This is a genomic window from Serratia nematodiphila DZ0503SBS1, assembly GCF_000738675.1.
Taxonomy (GTDB): domain Bacteria; phylum Pseudomonadota; class Gammaproteobacteria; order Enterobacterales; family Enterobacteriaceae; genus Serratia; species Serratia nematodiphila.
In genome coordinates this window covers 3,414,105-3,431,429 of sequence record NZ_JPUX01000001.1, presented here as the reverse complement: position 1 = coordinate 3,431,429, position 17,325 = coordinate 3,414,105, and the positions used below count along the sequence as shown (strand labels likewise).

The 17,325-nt window shown below is 58.5% G+C and carries 19 protein-coding genes; 14 read left to right on the top strand and 5 right to left on the bottom strand.

The window, feature by feature from the left end; genetic code table 11:
- Window positions 1-33: 33 nt before the first annotated feature.
- The 4 genes from JL05_RS15880 to uspE all read left to right on the top strand — a co-directional run bounded on the left by JL05_RS15880 (window position 34) and on the right by uspE (window position 3,223).
- Window positions 34-345 (top strand): YmdA family protein, encoded by a 312-nt coding sequence (locus JL05_RS15880; protein WP_033632946.1) that lies wholly within the window; start codon window positions 34-36, stop codon window positions 343-345.
- 219 nt (window positions 346-564) lie between these two features.
- Entirely contained in the window at window positions 565-1,089 is a 525-nt protein-coding gene (gene ogt / locus JL05_RS15875; RefSeq protein WP_004938274.1) for a methylated-DNA--[protein]-cysteine S-methyltransferase, read from the top strand.
- A gap of 280 nt (window positions 1,090-1,369) precedes the next feature.
- Window positions 1,370-2,134, top strand: coding sequence for a fumarate/nitrate reduction transcriptional regulator Fnr (fnr, locus tag JL05_RS15870; RefSeq protein ID WP_004938278.1), 765 nt, complete (start codon window positions 1,370-1,372; stop codon window positions 2,132-2,134).
- Window positions 2,135-2,260: 126 nt separating this feature from the next.
- Complete coding sequence (uspE, locus tag JL05_RS15865; RefSeq protein ID WP_004938281.1) at window positions 2,261-3,223, top strand: universal stress protein UspE; 963 nt, start codon at window positions 2,261-2,263, stop codon at window positions 3,221-3,223.
- Between the two features lie 55 nt (window positions 3,224-3,278).
- On the opposite strand, the gene pntB is transcribed toward uspE, so the two are convergent.
- The 3 genes from pntB to JL05_RS25400 all read right to left on the bottom strand — a co-directional run bounded on the left by pntB (window position 3,279) and on the right by JL05_RS25400 (window position 6,632).
- The gene (pntB, locus tag JL05_RS15860; RefSeq protein ID WP_033632945.1) at window positions 3,279-4,673 is read right to left on the bottom strand and encodes a Re/Si-specific NAD(P)(+) transhydrogenase subunit beta; all 1,395 of its coding nucleotides are present in this window, start codon (window positions 4,671-4,673) and stop codon (window positions 3,279-3,281) included.
- Window positions 4,674-4,683: 10 nt separating this feature from the next.
- Window positions 4,684-6,213: a Re/Si-specific NAD(P)(+) transhydrogenase subunit alpha gene (gene pntA, locus JL05_RS15855; protein ID WP_004938288.1), complete on the bottom strand. Its 1,530-nt coding sequence runs from the start codon at window positions 6,211-6,213 to the stop codon at window positions 4,684-4,686.
- A 149-nt stretch (window positions 6,214-6,362) separates the two neighbouring features.
- Window positions 6,363-6,632: a hypothetical protein gene (locus JL05_RS25400; protein WP_126181076.1), complete on the bottom strand. Its 270-nt coding sequence runs from the start codon at window positions 6,630-6,632 to the stop codon at window positions 6,363-6,365.
- 118 nt (window positions 6,633-6,750) lie between these two features.
- Between JL05_RS25400 and ydgH the strand changes: the two genes are divergently transcribed.
- The 4 genes from ydgH (at window position 6,751) to JL05_RS15835 (ending at window position 10,465) form a co-directional block, all read left to right on the top strand.
- Window positions 6,751-7,701, top strand: coding sequence for a DUF1471 family protein YdgH (gene ydgH / locus JL05_RS15850; protein WP_004938291.1), 951 nt, complete (start codon window positions 6,751-6,753; stop codon window positions 7,699-7,701).
- A 244-nt stretch (window positions 7,702-7,945) separates the two neighbouring features.
- Window positions 7,946-9,337: an amino acid permease gene (locus JL05_RS15845; RefSeq protein WP_033632944.1), complete on the top strand. Its 1,392-nt coding sequence runs from the start codon at window positions 7,946-7,948 to the stop codon at window positions 9,335-9,337.
- 215 nt (window positions 9,338-9,552) lie between these two features.
- Window positions 9,553-10,038, top strand: a complete 486-nt coding sequence (locus JL05_RS15840) for a DUF2753 family protein (protein WP_033632943.1) — start codon at window positions 9,553-9,555, stop codon at window positions 10,036-10,038.
- A gap of 31 nt (window positions 10,039-10,069) precedes the next feature.
- Window positions 10,070-10,465 (top strand): pyridoxamine 5'-phosphate oxidase family protein, encoded by a 396-nt coding sequence (locus JL05_RS15835; protein WP_004938299.1) that lies wholly within the window; start codon window positions 10,070-10,072, stop codon window positions 10,463-10,465.
- Window positions 10,466-10,566: 101 nt separating this feature from the next.
- Here JL05_RS15835 and JL05_RS15830 read toward each other — a convergent pair whose 3' ends face one another.
- On the bottom strand, window positions 10,567-10,977 hold the full coding sequence (locus tag JL05_RS15830) for a hypothetical protein (protein ID WP_033632942.1): 411 nt from the start codon (window positions 10,975-10,977) through the stop codon (window positions 10,567-10,569).
- 184 nt (window positions 10,978-11,161) lie between these two features.
- Here JL05_RS15830 and folM point away from each other — a divergent pair, with 184 nt between their 5' ends.
- The 4 genes from folM (at window position 11,162) to JL05_RS15810 (ending at window position 15,520) form a co-directional block, all read left to right on the top strand.
- Window positions 11,162-11,884 (top strand): dihydromonapterin reductase, encoded by a 723-nt coding sequence (gene folM, locus JL05_RS15825; RefSeq protein WP_016927586.1) that lies wholly within the window; start codon window positions 11,162-11,164, stop codon window positions 11,882-11,884.
- Between the two features lie 75 nt (window positions 11,885-11,959).
- Window positions 11,960-12,685 (top strand): two-component system response regulator RstA, encoded by a 726-nt coding sequence (rstA, locus tag JL05_RS15820; protein WP_004938307.1) that lies wholly within the window; start codon window positions 11,960-11,962, stop codon window positions 12,683-12,685.
- Entirely contained in the window at window positions 12,682-13,986 is a 1,305-nt protein-coding gene (rstB, locus tag JL05_RS15815; RefSeq protein WP_004938311.1) for a two-component system sensor histidine kinase RstB, read from the top strand. The genes rstA and rstB overlap by 4 nt, the downstream gene beginning before the upstream one ends.
- Before the next feature lie 34 nt (window positions 13,987-14,020).
- The gene (locus JL05_RS15810; protein WP_033632941.1) at window positions 14,021-15,520 is read left to right on the top strand and encodes a carboxypeptidase M32; all 1,500 of its coding nucleotides are present in this window, start codon (window positions 14,021-14,023) and stop codon (window positions 15,518-15,520) included.
- 166 nt (window positions 15,521-15,686) lie between these two features.
- Here JL05_RS15810 and JL05_RS15805 read toward each other — a convergent pair whose 3' ends face one another.
- Window positions 15,687-16,592, bottom strand: a complete 906-nt coding sequence (locus tag JL05_RS15805; protein ID WP_033632939.1) for an alpha/beta fold hydrolase — start codon at window positions 16,590-16,592, stop codon at window positions 15,687-15,689.
- Window positions 16,593-16,776: 184 nt separating this feature from the next.
- On the opposite strand from JL05_RS15805, the gene asr reads away from it, so the two are divergent.
- Both asr and ydgU read left to right on the top strand, forming a co-directional pair.
- Window positions 16,777-17,052 carry an acid resistance repetitive basic protein Asr gene (asr, locus tag JL05_RS15800; RefSeq protein ID WP_004930450.1) on the top strand — a complete coding sequence of 92 codons (276 nt, stop codon included), beginning with the start codon at window positions 16,777-16,779 and terminating at the stop codon, window positions 17,050-17,052.
- 35 nt (window positions 17,053-17,087) lie between these two features.
- Window positions 17,088-17,219 carry a small membrane protein YdgU gene (gene ydgU / locus JL05_RS25840; protein WP_016927581.1) on the top strand — a complete coding sequence of 44 codons (132 nt, stop codon included), beginning with the start codon at window positions 17,088-17,090 and terminating at the stop codon, window positions 17,217-17,219.
- The last annotated feature ends 106 nt before the right edge of the window (window positions 17,220-17,325 follow it).

Below are 17,325 nucleotides of genomic sequence, written 5' to 3'. Positions count from 1 at the left end.
TTGGCAGTGTTTTTACTCTGAAAGGAACAGCGTATGAACCATTACTTAGCCGTATTAAGCGCATTGGTCATTCTGCCCTTCGCTCTGCAAGCAAAACCGCTTTCCGGCAGCCAGTTCGCCTCTGGCGTCGTGCGCTTCACCGGCGCCATTACCACACCGGCCTGCACCGTCAAACATCAGGATGAAAAGCTTATCTCCAGCTGCTTCGGTAAAGTGACGGAATATCAGAACGGGTATATATCCTCTTCGTTAAAAGAGATGCCAAAAGAATTAGTTTCTGCCGTCAGCAGTGAGTTGGTGAATAACGATCCCCATTTAAAGCGCGTGACTATCAGCTATAAGTAAGCACAAAGCGTTACTGCCTGCTGAAATAATAAACAAGACGCAACTTGTCTTGATGACTTATAAATTTATTTTATAAATTTATCGCACAATAACTCCCCGCCTTACCGTAAGCCGGCTATTCGGGCAACCCTGCGGTTGCCCATCAGCATGTCCGAAATCCGCCATCGCTCCCTCCCATTTCATGCGATAATCGCCACACTAAACTGAGGAGTGAGCCAGATGCAGACTTTTTTGATTGATCGTACCGCCACGCCGGTGGGAGAACTGGTGCTGATTGCCGATGAACAGGGGCGCCTGCGGGCGATCGACTGGACCGATCACGAAGCGCGCCTGATGAAGCTGCTGAACACCCACTACCGCGCCGATCGGTTTACCCTGCGCGAACAGCGCGATCCCAGCGGGCTGACCGACGCCATGCAGCGCTATTTCGCCGGGGAACTGAGCATTATCGATCGGTTGCCGGTGATGACCGCCGGCACCGAGTTCCAGCGCACCGTCTGGCAACAGCTACGCCAAATCCCCTGTGGCGAGATCCTGACCTACGGCCAGCTGGCGCAACGCATCGGCCGTCCGACCGCCTCGCGCGCCGTCGGCATGGCCAACGGTTCAAATCCGATCAGCATCGTGGTGCCCTGCCATCGAGTGATCGGTTCGCAGGGCGCGCTGACCGGCTATGCCGGCGGCGTACAGCGCAAGCAGTGGCTGCTGCAGCATGAAGGCTACCTGCCGAAAAGTTTGCTGTAGCCGCTGCGATCGGCTTATCCAGCGCCATTGTTTGGCGCTGCTTAATAAAGCACAGTGCCCAACGCCGCGCTCGTGCCCGCAGGGCACTATTAATAACTTGTGTGAATAAAACGCATAAGTCACAAATAATACTCATAACTTCAGTCCGATACAGAATAATCGGCGGCATGTGTGCGCAAAATTCGCACACAATACCCCTATTCATGCTAATGCCACCCTTATCAGCTGCAGCAAAAGATGTTAAAATTGACTCATATCAATTATTGAATGAGCGTAATCTATGATCCCGGAAAAACGCGTGATTCGTCGTATCCAGTCTGGTGGTTGTGCGATCCATTGCCAGGACTGCAGCATCAGCCAGCTGTGCATTCCTTTCACCCTCAATGCTCACGAGCTGGACCAGCTCGACAACATTATCGAGAGGAAGAAGCCCATCCAGAAAGGCCAGACCTTGTTCAAGGCCGGCGACGAGTTGAAATCGCTGTACGCGATCCGTTCCGGGACCATCAAAAGCTACACCATCACCGAGCAAGGTGATGAGCAGATCACCGGCTTCCACCTGGCGGGCGACCTGGTAGGCTTCGACGCCATCGGCGGCCTGAAGCATCCGAGCTTCGCTCAGGCGCTGGAAACCTCGATGGTGTGCGAGATCCCGTTCGAGACCCTCGACGATCTGTCCGGCAAAATGCCGAACCTGCGTCAGCAAATCATGCGGTTGATGAGCGGCGAGATCAAAGGCGACCAGGACATGATCCTGCTGTTGTCGAAGAAAAACGCCGAAGAGCGCCTGGCGGCGTTCGTTTACAACCTGTCGCGCCGCTTTGCGGAGCGCGGCTTCTCACCGCGTGAGTTCCGGTTGACCATGACCCGCGGCGACATCGGCAACTACCTTGGGCTGACGGTGGAAACCATCAGCCGCCTGCTGGGTCGCTTCCAGAAAAGCGAAATCCTCAGCGTGAAAGGCAAATACATCACCATCGAAAACGCCGACGCGCTGTCGGTGCTGGCCGGTACGCCGCGCATCAACGTGACCGTCAACGCCTGATCCCCCCGCCGGATCAACATTTCACCGAAATTGTTGATCCGGCACGCTTCCGTTGTTGTTCTGTTTTTCAATGTTGGGTTACTCTGTAAATTAACAGACTGTTGATTTCAGCTGTAAGGAGGCCCTATGGCGAAGTATCAGAATCTTCTGGTGGCTATTGACCCCAATCAGGACGATCAGCCGGCATTGCGCCGCGCCGTATACCTGGTAAAACGGAACGGCGGGCGCATCAAGGCCTTCCTGCCCATCTATGACTTCTCTTACGAAATGACGACCCTGCTCTCTCCGGATGAAAGAACGGCGATGCGGCAAGGTGTGATCAGCCAACGCGCCGCCTGGATCAACGAGCAGTGCCGCTTTTACCTCAACGACGGCGTGCCGATCGAAATCAAAGTGGTCTGGCATAACCGCCCCTTCGAAGCCATCATTCAGGAAGTGCTTTCCGGTCAACATGACCTGCTGCTGAAAATGGCGCACCAGCACGACCGGTTGGAGTCGGTGATCTTTACCCCCACCGACTGGCACCTGCTGCGCAAATGCCCTTGCCCGGTGTGGATGGTGAAAGACCAGCCCTGGCCGGAAGGCGGCAAGGCGCTGGTGGCGGTCAATCTGGCCAGCGAAGAACCCTATCACGACCCGCTCAATATCAAACTGGTGCAAGAAACCGTCGAACTGGCGCAAAACGTCAACCAGACCGAGGTTCATCTGGTCGGCGCCTATCCCGTTACCCCGATCAACATAGCCATCGAATTGCCCGACTTCGACCCGAGCGTCTACAACGACGCCATTCGCGGCCAGCATCTGATCGCCATGAAGGCGCTGCGGCAGAAATTCTGCATTAAGGAAGAGTTCACCCACGTGGAAAAAGGCCTGCCGGAAGAGGTGATCCCCGATCTGGCCGAACATCTGCAGGCCGGCGTGGTGGTGCTGGGCACCCTGGGCCGCACAGGCATTTCAGCCGCCTTTATCGGCAACACCGCGGAACATGTGATCGATCATCTGAAATGCGACCTGCTGGTGATTAAACCGGAAAACTTCAACTGCCCGATCGAGGCGGATGAAGATGACGAGCATGACGACGAAGATTAACCTTCGTGCATAAAAAACGGGCCGCTAAGCGGCCCGTTTTTTTGGTTGCCCAATTCTACTTCTGCAGCGCCCGCAGAATCGCTTCCACGCTGTCTTTGGCGTCGCCGAACAGCATCTGGGTGTTCTCCTTGAAGAACAGCGGGTTCTGCACGCCGGCATAGCCGGTGTTCATCGAGCGTTTGAACGCGATCACGTTCTGCGCTTTCCACACTTCCAATACCGGCATGCCGGCGATCGGACTGCGCGGATCTTCCAGCGCCGCCGGGTTCACCGTATCGTTGGCGCCGATCACCAGCACGGTGTCGGTATCCGGGAAATCGTCGTTGATTTCATCCATCTCCAGCACCACGTCGTACGGCACCTTCGCTTCCGCCAGCAGCACGTTCATGTGGCCCGGCAAGCGCCCCGCGACCGGGTGAATGCCGAAACGCACCTTCACGCCGCGCGCCCGCAGTTTTTCGGTGATTTCCGCCACCGGATACTGCGCCTGCGCCACCGCCATGCCGTAGCCCGGGGTGATGATCACCGAGGTGGAGTTCTTCAGCTGCTCGGCCACTTCTTCCGCCGTGGTTTCACGGTATTCGCCCATCTCTTCGGCGTCGCCGGTGGATGAACCGTCACTGCCGAAACCGCCGGCGATCACGCTGATAAACGAACGGTTCATCGCCTTGCACATGATGTAAGACAGTATCGCCCCCGAAGACCCCACCAGCGCGCCGGTGACGATCAGCAGATCGTTGCTCAGCATGAAGCCCGCAGCGGCCGCCGCCCATCCCGAGTAGGAGTTGAGCATTGACACCACCACCGGCATGTCGGCGCCGCCGATCGAGGCGACCAGATGCCAGCCGAACGCCAGCGCGATCGCCGTCATCAGCAGCAGCGCTATCACCTGCCAGCCCACGCTGTCGGTGCGCACGAACGCCACCAGCAACAGGAACGAGATCACCAGCGCCGCCAGGTTCAGCTTGTGGCGATTCGGCAGCATCAGCGGTTTGGAAGAAATGATGCCGCGCAGCTTGCCGAAGGCGACGATCGACCCGGTGAAGGTCACCGCACCGATAAAGACGCCGAGGAACACTTCGGTCAGATGGATATTCGCCATCACCGGCTCCATCGGCGCGCCGTGATCCAGGTAGCTGTTGAAGCCGACCAGCACCGCCGCCAGGCCAACGAAACTGTGCAACACCGCCACCAGCTCCGGCATTTCGGTCATCTCGACCTTCTTGGCCAGATAGACGCCGATCGAGCCGCCGATGATCATGGCGATGATGATCCAGCCGACGTTGCCGGAATCCGGCCCCAAGATGGTGGCGATCAGCGCGATCGCCATGCCGGCGACGCCGAACAGGTTGCCCTGCTTCGACGTTTCATGCCGCGACAGGCCCGCCAGGCTGAAAATAAACAAAATAGCGGCAACAATGTATGCAGCTGTAACCAATCCTCCAGACATTTGTTACCCCTTAGTTCTTGCGGAACATCTTCAGCATGCGCTGAGTGACGGTGAACCCACCGAAAATATTGATGCTGGCGATCAGCACGGCGATAAAGGAGAGGAAACTCACCCAGCCGCCATGGCCGATCTGCAGCAGCGCACCGACCACGATAATCCCTGAGATCGCGTTGGTAACCGACATCAGCGGGGTATGCAGCGCGTGGCTGACGTTCCAGACCACGTAGTAACCGACCACGCAGGCCAGCGCGAACACGGTAAAGTGCGACAGGAACTCTTTCGGCGCCGCGTCCGCCAGCCAGCCGAACAGCAGGATCGCCAGGGCCATCAGGCCATACTTCAGCCACGGCGAGGTCGGTTTAGCTTCAGGTTTGGCGGCCGGTGCGGCGGCGGGCGCCGCTTTCGGTTGGGCTGAGACCTGGATCGGCGGCGCCGGCCAGGTGATTTCACCGCTGCGCACCACGGTAACGCCGCGGATCACCGTATCGTCGAAATCGATGTCAATCTCGCCGTTTTTCTCTTTCGACAGCAGCTTCAGCAGGTTGACCAGGTTGGTGCCGTACAGCTGCGAAGATTGGGTCGGCAAGCGGCTCGGCAGATCGGTATAGCCGATGATTTTCACGCCGTTGTCGGTCACGGTAATGGTGTCGGCCACGGTCAGTTCGCAGTTGCCGCCGGTTTGCGCCGCCAAATCGACGATCACGCTGCCCGGCTTCATCGACGCCACCATCTCTTTGGTGATCAGCTTCGGCGCCGGTTTACCCGGGATCAGCGCGGTGGTGACGATGATGTCAACCTCCGCCGCCTGCGCGGCGAACAGCGCCATCTCGGCCTTGATAAAGGCTTCGGACATCACTTTGGCGTAGCCGTCGCCGCTGCCCGCTTCCTCTTCAAAATCCAGCTCGAGGAACTCCGCCCCCATGCTCTGCACCTGCTCTTTCACTTCCGGGCGGGTGTCGAAGGCGCGCACGATGGCGCCGAGGCTGCCCGCGGCGCCGATCGCCGCCAGGCCGGCCACGCCGGCGCCGATGATCATCACCTTGGCCGGAGGCACTTTGCCGGCGGCGGTGATCTGGCCGGTGAAGAAACGGCCGAACTCATGCGCCGCTTCGACGATCGCGCGGTAGCCGGCGATGTTGGCCATCGAGCTCAGCGCGTCCATCGACTGGGCGCGCGAGATGCGCGGCACCGAGTCCATCGCCAGCGCGGTGACGTTGCGCGCCGCCAGCTTGGCCATCAATTCGGGGTTTTGCGCCGGCCAGATAAAGCTGACCAGCGTGCTGCCTTCACGCATCAAGGCGATCTCGTCGTCTTGCGGCGCGTTGACTTTCAGGATCAGATCCGACTGCCACACTTCGCTTTCGTCGACCAGCGCCGCGCCGGCGGCTTCATAGGCGACGTCCTCAAAACTGGCCAGTTTGCCCGCCCCGCGTTCAATCGCGACGGTAAAACCCAGCTTCAGCAGTTGTTCCACCGTTTTCGGCGTGGCTGCGACCCGGGCTTCATTGGCCAACCGCTCTCTTGGTACACCAATACGCATAATGTTCCCTTCTCACCTGTCTTGGATGATGTTTATTATTTTCCTGCCCATAGCACGGCGCCGCCGGCGAGCGTTGCGTTAACTTGCCCGCACTGATTTCAGGCGCCAACTATAACCTACTGAAAATAAGGTCGATGATCCATAATTGCTTACGCATTCATCCCTGTTTTTACATAAAAACGCCGCGCGCGATATGACAAATCGCAATTTACAGTGAAAAAATCCATACAGAACAGCACATTCTGCGTGACAAGAGGTTTACGCCCGGCGTAACGATTTATGGCCGCGCGCGGCGTAAAAGCATAAAAGTTATCATTTTGTGAATAATTAACATTAATGACACCAAAGCCGTTATTATGGAAACTTATGACGGCGGCGCCATCCGTGCGACCCGCGTCGCCATCGGCGATTTGTCGCACGGGATAACATAAAATGCTGAGACAGTTTTCAGAATTACATGTAATAATCGACGGCTGAATTACACTTAAACAGTTCAGTACGTTATAAACGTTAATGCGCTAGGCGAAAGGATTTTTTATGAAGCTGAAGACCACGATCATCGCGTCAGCCTTGTTATCACTCACCGCGCTGTCTGCTCATGCGGCGCAAGAGTTAACTCCTGAGAAAGCAGCGGCGCTGAAGCCGTTTGATCGCATCACGATTACCGGCCGCTTCAATGCCATCAATGAAGCCGTCGACGCCGTATCCCGCCGTGCAGACAAACTGGGTGCCGATTCCTTCTATATCCAGGACAGCAACAACAGCAACAACGGCGGCAACTGGCGCGTCACCGCAGACCTTTATCATAAAGATGCGCCAGAAGTGAGCAAAACACCAAAATACCGCGTATTTAACGGCGTGAACGAACTGCCTAAAGAGGAAGCCTACCTGCTGGAGCCTTACGATACCGTGAGCGTCAGCGGCTTCTACCGCAGCCAGCCGGACATCAACGACGCCATCTCCAAAGAAGCGAAGAAAAAAGGCGCCGCTTCGTTCTTCATCGTGCGCCAGGTTGACGCCAACTCCGGCGGCAACCAGTTCGTCACCGCCTATATCTATAAGGCCGATGCGCCGAAACGCCGCGTGCAGAGCCCGGACGCCATTCCGGCCGATTCTGACGCCGGCCGCGCCGCCCTGGCCGCCGGCGGCGCCGCAGCCGCGAAAGTCGAAATTCCTGGCGTCGCGTCTTCCGGTTCGCCAAGCCGCGAAGTGGGCCGTTTCTTCGAAACCCAGTCCTCTACCGGCCAACGCTATACCGTCACGCTGCCTAACGGCACCAAGATCCAGGAAGTGAACAACGTGACCGCCGCGCAGATGGTGCCGTTCGATTCCGTCACCTTCACCGGCCACTTCAACAGCATGACCGATGTCTCCACCGAAGTGGCGAAACGCGCGGCCGAGAAAGGCGCCAAGTACTATCACGTCACCCGCCAGTGGCAGAACAAGAGCGGCGGCAACCTGACCGTCAGCGCCGATCTGTTCAAATAAAACCCGTTTTTAGGTTTACCATCGGGCAGCCCTTGAGCTGCCCGTTTTTATTGCCGCTTTTTCCATCGCGCGTTGAATAGTTTTTTGTAAATTCCGCATATTCAATCATTGCATCTCTAATCATCCCTCCGTAGAATTTGCGCCAATTTTTAGGGCTATTGTCTATTCGCGCAGTGGTTGTTAATACATTGTTGCCGCCAAGCAGTTCCCTTCCAGTTGTTTATTCTGCGTTCAGGATCCGTCATTGGAAAAAAAACTCGGTCTTACCGCGCTAACCGCTTTGGTGCTCAGCTCGATGCTGGGCGCCGGCGTGTTCAGTCTGCCGCAAAACATGGCGCAGGTCGCCAGCCCCGCCGCGCTGCTGCTGGGTTGGGGGATCACCGGCGTCGGCATTCTGTTTTTGGCATTCGCCATGCTGTTGCTTACGCGTTTGCGTCCGGATCTGGACGGCGGCATCTTCACCTACGCCAAAGAAGGATTCGGCGAACTGGTGGGCTTCTGCTCCGCCTGGGGTTACTGGCTGTGCGCCGTGATCGCCAACGTCTCGTATCTGGTGATCGTGTTCGCGGCGCTGAGCATTTTTACCGATCGCGGCGGCAACGTTATCCTCGGTGACGGCAATACCTGGCAGGCGCTGATCGCCGAATCCGCCCTGCTGTGGATCGTGCACGCGCTGGTGCTGCGCGGCGTGCAAACCGCCGCCAGCATCAATCTGGCGGCCACCCTCGCCAAACTGTTGCCGCTGGGGATGTTCGCCGTTCTGGCGGCGATTGCCTTTAAAATGGACGTGTTCACACTGGATTTCAACGGCATCGCCCTCGGTAAACCGGTGTGGGAACAGGTCAAGGACACCATGCTGATCACCCTGTGGGTGTTTATCGGCGTGGAGGGCGCGGTGGTGGTTTCCGCCCGCGCCCGCAATAAGAAAGACGTGGGCCGCGCCACTATGCTGGCGGTGCTGTCGGCGCTGGCGGTGTATCTGATGGTCACGCTGCTGTCGCTGGGCGTGGTGCCGCGCAGCGAACTGGCCGAGATGCGCAATCCGTCAATGGCGGTGCTGATGGTAGAACTGATCGGCCCGTGGGGAGACGTGCTCATCGCCGCCGGCCTGATCGTTTCCGTGTGCGGGGCCTACCTGAGCTGGACCATCATGGCGGCGGAAGTGCCGCTGCTGGCCGCGCAGCACGGCGCGTTTCCGCGCGTGTTCGGCAAGCAGAACCGCCATCACGCCCCGTCCTCTTCGCTGTGGCTGACCAACATCGCGGTGCAACTGGCGCTGGTGCTGATCTGGCTGACCGGCAGCAACTACAACTCGCTGTTGACCATCGCGTCAGAGATGATCCTGGTGCCTTACTTCCTGGTCGGCGCGTTTCTGTTCAAGGTGGCTTACCGCCGCCGCGACAAACGCCTGATCTTCGCCGCCACCGGCGCCTGCGTCTATGGCCTGTGGCTGCTGTATGCTTCCGGGCTGATGCACTTGCTGATGTCGGTGCTTCTGTATGCGCCAGGGCTGTTGGTGTTCATGTATGCCCGCCGCGGCCATCGAGATATCAATCTGCTCAATCGCCTGGAAAAAAGCAGCATCTTCTTGCTGCTGGTGGCCACGCTGCCTGCCGGCTGGTTTATGTTGCACTAAAATCGCCTGCCCATGCGGCTGCCCGTCAGCCGCATTTCATTTGCTCGTCCTTCCTCTTACCCCGCTCCCCGTGATTAATCCGTCAGTGGCTTCGCTTGCGATCTCAAATGCAATTAATTATCATTATCAATTGTGATTGACGGTATGGCTCGAGCGCCCCCTGCCGAGAGGCGTCAGGAGGCGGGTTTAGACAGGCTGAAAATGGAAGGCATTTCATGGCTGAAAAACTGCTGCACGCATTACCCTTGTTTGCTGCTTGGGAAGCACGGATCGCCGAGGGCAACACGGCATTCAATCAGCAGCGCGATCGCCTGGCGATGGCGCGCTATCAACAGGCGCTGGAGGGGGCTCAGGCGATCATCGCCGAGAAGCCCTGGCTGAATGCGGAATATACCGCCAGATTTGAAGCGCTGAATATTTTCGAGTCTGCCCTTGCCGCGCTGATCGTCACGTTCAACAACATTACCCATCTGCGCCTGCGGCAGAAGCCTCTTCGCGGCGTCGAGCTGCATGTTCATCAGGCCCGAGTCGCTATCGAGCAACTGTTGGACGATACGTCGCTGTGCGAACAGATGCAGCAGATCGCCGAACGGCACCTGCTGCGTTTCAGGATTGAAACTCTGCACTTGCTGCGCGAACACCGGCTGCCGGAAACCAGCGTCTGCGCGCCGGCGGCCAACGCTTCCGCTACCTTGCATTAAAAGTGACACACCAATCTGAGGGTCATCTGTAATGAATGAATTGAATGACGAGATGAAGAAGATGCTGGCTAAACAGCTGCCTGTGCAGGCGACCAGCAGCCCGAACGGCGTTCCCGATATCGGCCCCAAGCGCTCTTTGCGCCTCTATGATGACCGTACGCTGATTTACAACGAAAATACCGGTGGCCAAACGCTGAAAAACATCAAGGCCGGCTCGAAAATGGCCGTGGTGATCATCGATCGCGAGGCGCTGGACGGTTACCGCTTCGTTGGCACGCCCGAACTGTTTCTGGCGGGCAAGCCGTTTGACGATGCATTGACGTTTGCGGAAAAAAATGGGATGAAGCCGCCGAAGTACGCGGTGTTAATTCATATAGACAGTATTTATACCCTGCGCTCCGGCCCGAATGCCGGGACCCAGCTCTAGACGCCGGCCGTCATGCGGCGTGAGACATCACGTTCATGGTTAGGCCATCTCGGTAAGTCAATTGCCTAACCATGAACGGGCGGCCGGGTCGGTACACCCGGTCAGCTTTTAGGGGGAATGGTGATGGTCATGCGCTCACCCACCAGGGCGATCGCAATGCCTTTCTCGCACTCTTTTTGAATGGCCGCCAGCTGTTGCGCTTCCAGCGCATAGGGCAACTGAATATCAAACACCGTCAGGCCCTGCTGCTGCGCCAGGTCAATCAGGCGCACGATATTGGTTTCATCGCTGACCTGTGTCGACACCACTTGCAGCGCCAGCTCTTTCAACTGCTCTTTGCGCGTTTGTGACGTGGTCACGCGCGATTTCAACACCATGCCGAAGATCGGCATCACACCATAAATAGCATCAACAAAGCGCCAGTGCTTCCTGCACGATGCGGACAGAAAATCCATATAGTCGAAACAGATTTTCTCACTGCGCGCGATGGATGCAAGGTGATTGCTGTTCATCCCCTCATTCCTCTCATGGCCAGTGTTAACCCGTGGTCTTTCAAGCCGCCGCCGGGCGGCAACCTGAAACGCATTGGGGATCTTACATCCAGAAATGGATAATCATGCGAAGCTTTAACGACTTTCCGCCGTATGATGGCATAATTCCCCTATTGTTTGCCAGTCTGTCCAGGAGCTTTAATCAATGGAACACCCCAACTCTGCCCCGGTGCTGATTACCGGCGGCGCGCGGCGCATCGGGCTGGCGCTCGCCAGAGCGTTTCTCCAGCGCGGCGTTCCCGTCATCATCGCCTATCGCAGCGAATATCCGGCGATGACCGAGTTGAAAGCCTTGGGCGCCAGTTGTATTCAAGGCGATTTTTCCACGCACGAAGGTATCTACCGTTTCGCCGACCAGGTGCGGCAGGTGGCGCCCAAATTGCGCGCGGTGATCCACAACGCCAGCGCCTGGCAGGCCGAGTCGGCGGAAGTGCCGCCGGAGCAAGTGATGGCGGCGATGCTGCAAATTCACGTCTATACGCCCTATTTGCTCAACCAACTGCTCGAGTCTTGCCTGACCGGCCAGGGCCAGGCAGGCGCTGACATTATCCATCTGACCGACTACGTGGTGGAAAAAGGCAGCGACAAACATATCGCCTACGCCGCCAGCAAGGCCGCGCTGGACAATATGACCCGATCGTTCGCCCGCAAGCTGGCGCCGGAGGTGAAGGTCAACGCCATCGCGCCGGCGCTGATCATCTTCAATCCGGGCGACGATGAAGCCTACCGCCAACAAGCGCTGGCGAAATCGCTGATGAAGGTCGCGCCGGGCGAGAGCGAAGTGGTCAATCTGGTGAACTACCTGCTGGAGAGCCGTTACGTGACCGGCCGCACCCACGGCGTCGACGGCGGGCGGCCGCTGCGCTGAGGCAAAGATCCGCATGGCGCATCGCTGTAGGCCGCGCTATGCTGAAATCCGCTTTTCTTATTAAAACACGGGCATATGCATAAAATTGTTTTTGTGGAAGACGATCCTGAAGTCGGCAAGCTGATCGCCGCCTATCTGGGCAAACACGACATCGAGGTGCTGATCGAACCGCGCGGCGACAGCGCGCAGGCGCGCATTGAGCGCGAGCAACCCGATTTGGTGCTGCTGGACATCATGCTGCCCGGCAAAGACGGCATGACGCTGTGCCGCGATCTGCGCCCTACCTTCCCCGGCCCGATCGTGCTGCTCACCTCGCTCGACAGCGACATGAACCATATTCTGTCGCTGGAGATGGGCGCCAACGACTATATCCTGAAAACCACGCCGCCGGCGGTGTTGCTGGCCCGCCTGCGTTTGCACCTGCGCCAACACAGCCAGCAGCCGAAAGAAGAGTCGGTTCAGCCGCTCACCCAGCACAACGCGCTGCATTTCGGGCTGTTGTGCATCGATCCGGTCAACCGGCAGGTCACGCTGGGCGAAGAAACGATCACCCTGTCCACCTCGGATTTCGATTTGTTGTGGGAATTGGCGACCCACGCCGGGCAGATCATGGATCGTGAGGCGTTGCTGCAAAACCTGCGCGGCGTAAGCTATGACGGCATGGATCGCAGCATCGACGTGGCGATCTCCCGCCTGCGCCGCAAGCTGTACGATAACGCGCTGGAACCGTTCCGCATCAAGACCGTGCGCAATAAAGGCTATCTGTTCGCCCCTAACGCCTGGGCATCGGTGCAACAATGAGAAAACTTTTCGTCCAGTTCTTCCTGTTGCTGTTCGTCTGTTTTCTGGTGATGGCGATGCTGGTTGGCCTGGTGTACAAGGTGACCGCCGAGCGCGCCGGCCGCCAGTCGATGGACGATCTGATGAAAAGTTCGCTGTACCTGATGCGCAGCGAGCTGCGCGAAATCCCGTTGAAGGACTGGAACAAGACCATCGCCACGCTGGATCTCAATCTGTCGTTCAAACTGCATATCGAACCGCTCGGCAAACAGGCGCTAAGCGAGGATCTGAAAAAACGGCTGCGGCTGGGGGAAATCATCGCCCTCGACGATCAGTACACCTTTATGCAGCGCATTCCGCGCAGCCACTACGTGTTAGTGGTCGGCCCCATTCCTTATCTGTTCTACCTGCACCAGATGCGCCTGCTGGATCTGGTATTGCTGGTGTTTATCGGCATGTCGCTGGCGCTGCCGGTGTTTCTGTGGATGCGGCCGCACTGGCAAGACCTGCTAAAATTGGAAAACGCCGCCCAGCGGCTCGGCGCCGGGCATCTGGATGAGCGCACCCACTTCGATCCCACCTCCAGCCTGAGCCGGCTCGGCGTGGCGTTCAACCAGATGGCCGACAGCGTCAACACCCTGATCGCCAGCAAGAAACAGCTGATCGACGGCATCGCGCACGAGCTGCGAACGCCGCTGGTGCGCCTGCGTTACCGGCTCGAAATGAGCGATAATCTGTCCGAAAGCGAGCAGCAGGCGCTGAACCGCGATATCGGCCAGCTGGAGTCGCTGATCGACGAGCTGCTGACCTATGCCCGTTTGGACCGCCCGCAGGTTGCGTTAAACATTGACCCCATCGATCTGCCAAAATGGCTTGAGGACAAGGTCGATGATATCCGTCTTATTCATCAGGAACGTGACATCCAGCTCGATATCCCACACGTCGGCGACTTCGGCGGCGTCGATCTGCGCCTGATGGAGCGCGTGCTCGACAACCTGGTCAACAACGCGCTGCGCTATTCCGAACAGCGTCTGCGCGTCGGCCTGTGGTTTGACGGCGACCTCGCCTGCTTGCAGGTCGAAGACGACGGGCCGGGCATTCCGCCGGAAGAGCGTGAACGGGTGTTTGAACCTTTCGTCCGTCTCGACCCCAGCCGCGATCGCGCTACCGGCGGCTGCGGGTTGGGACTGGCCATCGTCCATTCCATCGCCGTCGCCTACCAGGGGCAGGTGTTCGTCGAAGGCAGTTCGCTCGGCGGCGCCAGTTTCCGTTTCTGCTGGCCGGTAAAGCCGACATTCAGTTTAAAAGCCGATCTGGCATAATGCCGCCAGACCTTCTCATTGGAGCCGAATAATAATGACATCTGCACATTCCAACACGTCTGCTTACGATCACCTGCGCGCCCTGTTCAGCCGGTTGTCGCGTTTCGGCCACCTGTCCGCCATCGCCGGTTGGGACATGCAAACCATGATGCCACCGGGCGGCAGCAAGGCGCGCTCCGAAGCGCTGGCCGAGCTGAGCGTGCTGCAGCACCAGATTTTAACGGCACAAAGCACCGGCGCGCTGTTGGATCGCGCGCAGCAAGAGACGCTGGACGAACTCGACCGCGCCAACCTGCGCGAAATGCGCCGCCAATATGAAGACGCCGTGCTGCTGCCGGCGTCGCTGGTCGAGGCCAAGTCGCTCGCGGGTGCGCGCTGCGAACACGCCTGGCGCGCCCAGCGCCCAGCCAACGATTGGGACGGCTTCGCCGACAACCTGCGCGAGGTGGTCAAGCTCAGCCGGGAAGAGGCGCAGATCCGCGCGCAGGCGGCCGGCACAAGCCGCTATGATGCCCTGCTCAACCTGTATGAGCCGGGCATGCGCAGCAGCGATCTCGACCGCATCTTCGGCGATCTGAAAACCTGGCTGCCGGATCTGCTGCAGCGCGTGGTGGCCAAACAAGCTAATGAGCCCTGCCAGGCGCCACAAGGCCCGTTCAATGTGGACACCCAGCGTCAGCTGAGCCTGAGCGTGATGAAACTGCTCGGTTTCAACTTCGACAATGGCCGCGTCGACGTCAGCGCCCACCCGTTCTGCGGCGGCGTGCCGGAAGATGTACGCATCACTACGCGTTACAACGAGAAAGAGTTTCTGACCGCGCTGCTCGGCATCGTGCACGAGACCGGCCACGCCCGCTACGAGCAAAACCTGCCGTGCGATCTGCTTGGCCAGCCGGTCGCCCTGGCCCGTTCTACCGCTATCCACGAATCACAGAGCCTGCTGTTCGAAATGCAGCTGGCGCGCGGCAATGAATTCCTGAAAATCTTGCGTCCGTTAGTCACCGCGCAGTTTGGCGAACAGCCGGCGCTGGAAGAGACCAACTTCATTCGCCTCAACCAGCGCGTTAAACCGGGCCTGATCCGCGTCGACGCCGACGAAGTGAGCTATCCTGCTCACGTCATCCTGCGCTACGAAATTGAAAAAGCGCTGATCGAAGGCGATATCGAAGTGGAAGACATTCCGGCGCTGTGGAATGAGAAGATGAGTGCTTACCTCGGCCTCGACACCATCGGCAACTACCGCAACGGCTGCATGCAGGATATTCACTGGACCGACGGTGCCTTCGGCTACTTCCCGACTTACACCCTCGGCGCGATGTACGCCGCGCAGCTGTTCCACAGCGTGCGTCAGGCCCTGCCTTCGCTGAACGAAGATATCGCCGCCGGCAACCTGCAGCCGCTGTTCCACTGGCTGCAGCACAACATCTGGCGCCACGGCAGCCGTTTCCCGACCGAGACGCTGATCGCCAACGCAACCGGCGAAGCGCTCAACCCACGCTATTTCCGTCAGCATTTGGAAAACCGCTACCTGTAATCTCCCCTGGCGCGGCTCTGCCGCGCCCTTTTCCCACCTGCAAGACCGGATAATGCTTCATAACGCACGTTCTGTGCCGACATCGCCTTGGCTACAGAGCGGCGGGTGGCGACCCACCATTAGTATGTTGTAACTAAAATAGCCAAAACGCTGGCGATCCGGCTTATCATCCCAGCGCATGACGGGCGATCATCGCCGCCAGCTGCAGCCTCAACGGCGCAGGCAGGTCATGCCCCATGCCCGGCATAATATGCAATTTGGCGTTGACGACCGCGCGGGCGATCGCCACTCCACCCGCCTTGCGTACCAGCCGATCGCGATCGCCGTGAATGACCAGCGTCGGCGCGGCTATGCGCCGGCTGTAGCGACGCAGATCGCCGCTGCCGAGCAACGCGGAAAGTTGCCGCTGCACGCCTTCGGGATCCACGCCCCGCTTCAACAACCGATTCACCAATGCATCCAGCTCCGCCTCCTCCGGCGGATAAAACCGGGTACCGAGCGCGCGCAGGAAGGCCTTCATTCCCTCGTGGCGCTGCTGCAGCGTCAAATCGGCCGCCGGCCGGCGCACCAACAGCCACAGCAGCGAAGGCGCCGGCGGTGGCAACAGCGGCTGATTGGTGCTGGAGAACAAGATGCATAACGAGGCGACGCGCTGCGGGTATTCAGCGGCCAGCACCTGGGCGATCATCCCCCCCATCGAAGCGCCAAGTACGTGAGCCTGCGGGATGCGTAAATGATCGAGCAGATGCGCCGCATCCGTCGCCATGTCCGCCAGGGTATAAGGCACCGGCGTTTGCCAACCGAGCTGGGCGCGCAGCATCAGCAGCCACAACGGCTGCGTGCGTTGCGCCTGCGTTTTGCCGGAAAGGCCGACATCGCGGTTGTCATAACGGATCACCCGAAACCCCTGAGCCACCAGGGCGCGGCAGAAGTCATCAGGCCACAGCAACAGCTGCGCGCCGATGCCCATGATGAGCAGCAGCGGCGGGTGCGCCTCATCGCCCCAGTCCTCATAGGCCAGCGGCACCTCGCCCTGTTCGGTTACGCCATAACGAATCACTATCTCGTTCATTTTAAATCCCTTTTATCGCGCCTGGTGGTCATTATAGCAGCAATCCCCTCGCCGCCGTCGCCCTGTACATTAGGTTACATGCCGAAACCAATCACTCACGGAAAGCCGGGCGCCGTTTGCCTACTATCATTTCAACGGCCCCGCAGTGGGGTTGATACCCAAAAGTCATGTTGAGGATTCTACGATGAAAAAAGTATTAGCTCTGGTTGTTGCCGCTGCAATGGGTCTGTCTTCCGTGGCTTTCGCTGCCGAGGCTGCCACCACCGCACCTGCGGCAACCGCAACCACCGCCACCGCTGCGCCGGCTAAAGCTCAGGTGAAACACCACGGCAAGAAAGCGCCGGTACAGAAAGCGCAGGCGGCCAAGAAGCATCACAAAAAAGCCGTGAAGAAAGCCCCGGCGCAAAAAGCCCAGGCGGCTAAAAAGCACCACAAGAAAACCAGCCACAAAAAAGCGTAATGACGTGAGGGTCCCCTCACCGCTTCAGGCTTGACGTGTACGACACCCGGTTCGCCGGGTGTTTTTTCATCGGGGGGTTCTCATTGATGCTGCGCCGCTACCTGTTCGAGATCGTTCTGACCGCCCTGATCCTTTGCGGACTGATCGCCGTCTTTTTTTACCTGTAGCCTGCCGCGTCGCCGGCGGGAAATTATTGAAAAATCAATTATTGCCCATCCACATGGCTGCTAAATCAGTCTATAGTTAGCATTCAGTGTGTTTATGGATGATCCG